At 52.2% G+C, this 3,162-nt stretch carries 1 rRNA gene; it reads right to left on the bottom strand.

Annotated elements, in window-relative coordinates:
- Positions 1–113 precede the first annotated feature (113 nt).
- Positions 114–3,020 (bottom strand): 23S ribosomal RNA (locus GEAM_RS00045).
- Between the last annotated feature and the right edge of the window lie 142 nt (positions 3,021–3,162).

Here is a 3,162-nt window from a genome sequence, read left to right as displayed (position 1 = left end):
GTTATCCGCACCGCTCACTCAGGTTTCACACCCTCGCTCGCCATACGAACCAATCTCGGAACATCGCTGAAAATCTCTTCTAGTCTCTCAGACCAAAACACCTTCGGTGTTGTAAGGTTAAGCCTCTCGGGTCATTAGTACTGGTTAGCTCAATGCATCGCTGCACTTACACACCCAGCCTATCAACGTCTTAGTCTTAAACGTCCCTTCAGGTGGCTTAAAGCCACAGGGAAGACTCATCTCGAGGCAAGTTTCGCGCTTAGATGCTTTCAGCGCTTATCTTTTCCGCATTTAGCTACCGGGCAATGCCATTGGCATGACAACCCGAACACCAGTGATGCGTCCACTCCGGTCCTCTCGTACTAGGAGCAGCCCCTCTCAATCTTCCAACGCCCACGGCAGATAGGGACCGAACTGTCTCACGACGTTCTAAACCCAGCTCGCGTACCACTTTAAATGGCGAACAGCCATACCCTTGGGACCTACTTCAGCCCCAGGATGTGATGAGCCGACATCGAGGTGCCAAACACCGCCGTCGATATGAACTCTTGGGCGGTATCAGCCTGTTATCCCCGGAGTACCTTTTATCCGTTGAGCGATGGCCCTTCCATTCAGAACCACCGGATCACTATGACCTACTTTCGTACCTGCTCGAGCCGTCACTCTCGCAGTCAAGCTAGCTTATGCCATTGCACTAACCTCACGATGTCCGACCGTGATTAGCTAACCTTCGTGCTCCTCCGTTACTCTTTAGGAGGAGACCGCCCCAGTCAAACTACCCACCAGACACTGTCCTCACCCCGGATCACGGGGCCGAGTTAGAACATCAAACATTAAAGGGTGGTATTTCAAGGATGGCTCCACGCAGACTGGCGTCCACGCTTCAAAGCCTCCCACCTATCCTACACATCAAGGCTCAATGTTCAGTGTCAAGCTATAGTAAAGGTTCACGGGGTCTTTCCGTCTTGCCGCGGGTACACTGCATCTTCACAGCGAGTTCAATTTCACTGAGTCTCGGGTGGAGACAGCCTGGCCATCATTACGCCATTCGTGCAGGTCGGAACTTACCCGACAAGGAATTTCGCTACCTTAGGACCGTTATAGTTACGGCCGCCGTTTACCGGGGCTTCGATCAAGAGCTTCTCCTTGCGGATAACCCCATCAATTAACCTTCCGGCACCGGGCAGGCGTCACACCGTATACGTCCACTTTCGTGTTTGCACAGTGCTGTGTTTTTATTAAACAGTTGCAGCCAGCTGGTATCTGCGACTGGCTTCGGCTCCGAGAGCAAGTCTCTTCACCTACGCGCCAGCGTGCCTTCTCCCGAAGTTACGGCACCATTTTGCCTAGTTCCTTCACCCGAGTTCTCTCAAGCGCCTGAGTATTCTCTACCTGACCACCTGTGTCGGTTTGGGGTACGATTTCGTGTTACCTGGAGCTTAGAGGCTTTTCCTGGAAGCAGGGCATCAGCTACTTCACCACCGTAGTGGCTCGTTATCACGCCTCAGGGTTAAAGTAATCCGGATTTACCAGGACTACACCCCTACACGCTTGAACCGGGACAACCGTCGCCCGGCCAGCCTAGCCTTCTCCGTCCCCCCTTCGCAGTAACACCAAGTACAGGAATATTAACCTGTTTCCCATCGACTACGCTTTTCAGCCTCGCCTTAGGGGTCGACTCACCCTGCCCCGATTAACGTTGGACAGGAACCCTTGGTCTTCCGGCGTGCGGGTTTTTCACCCGCATTATCGTTACTTATGTCAGCATTCGCACTTCTGATACCTCCAGCAACCCTCACAGGTCACCTTCAACGGCTTACAGAACGCTCCCCTACCCAACAACGCCTAAGCGTCGCTGCCGCAGCTTCGGTGCATGGTTTAGCCCCGTTACATCTTCCGCGCAGGCCGACTCGACCAGTGAGCTATTACGCTTTCTTTAAATGATGGCTGCTTCTAAGCCAACATCCTGGCTGTCTATGCCTTCCCACATCGTTTCCCACTTAACCATGACTTTGGGACCTTAGCTGGCGGTCTGGGTTGTTTCCCTCTTCACGACGGACGTTAGCACCCGCCGTGTGTCTCCCGTGATAACATTCTTCGGTATTCGTAGTTTGCATCGAGTTGGTAAGCCGGGATGGCCCCCTAGTCGAAACAGTGCTCTACCCCCGAAGATGAGTTCACGAGGCGCTACCTAAATAGCTTTCGGGGAGAACCAGCTATCTCCCGGTTTGATTGGCCTTTCACCCCCAGCCACAAGTCATCCGCTAATTTTTCAACATTAGTCGGTTCGGTCCTCCAGTTAGTGTTACCCAACCTTCAACCTGCCCATGGCTAGATCACCGGGTTTCGGGTCTATACCTTGCAACTTGACGCCCAGTTAAGACTCGGTTTCCCTACGGCTCCCCTATTCGGTTAACCTTGCTACAAAATATAAGTCGCTGACCCATTATACAAAAGGTACGCAGTCACCTAACAAGTAGGCTCCCACTGCTTGTACGTACACGGTTTCAGGTTCTATTTCACTCCCCTCGCCGGGGTTCTTTTCGCCTTTCCCTCACGGTACTGGTTCACTATCGGTCAGTCAGGAGTATTTAGCCTTGGAGGATGGTCCCCCCATATTCAGACAGGATGTCACGTGTCCCGCCCTACTCATCGAACTCACAATAAGTGCATTTTTGTGTACGGGACTATCACCCTATACTGTGCGACCTTCCAGACGCTTCCACTAATGCACAAACTGATTCAGGTTCTGGGCTCTTCCCCGTTCGCTCGCCGCTACTGGGGGAATCTCGGTTGATTTCTTTTCCTCGGGGTACTTAGATGTTTCAGTTCCCCCGGTTCGCCTTGCATGGCTATGTATTCACCATGCAATAGTGTGACGTATCACACTGGGTTTCCCCATTCGGGTATCGTCGGGTATAACGGTTCATATCACCTTACCGACGCTTTTCGCAGATTAGCACGCCCTTCATCGCCTCTGACTGCCTAGGCATCCACCGTGTACGCTTAGTCGCTTAACCTCACAACCCGAAGGTGTTTCACTTCGGTTTGCAAGTCTTGAGAGACTCAACACAGGGTACTCCTTATCTCAGTACATCTACGGAGAGATAAGTTTCAGCTGTGTCGTTTCAATTTTCAGCTTGTTCCAGATTGTTAAAGAGC

Source organism: Ewingella americana ATCC 33852 (assembly GCF_000735345.1).
Classification (GTDB): Bacteria; Pseudomonadota; Gammaproteobacteria; order Enterobacterales; family Enterobacteriaceae; genus Ewingella; species Ewingella americana.
This window is presented reverse-complemented; position numbering and strand designations above follow the sequence as displayed.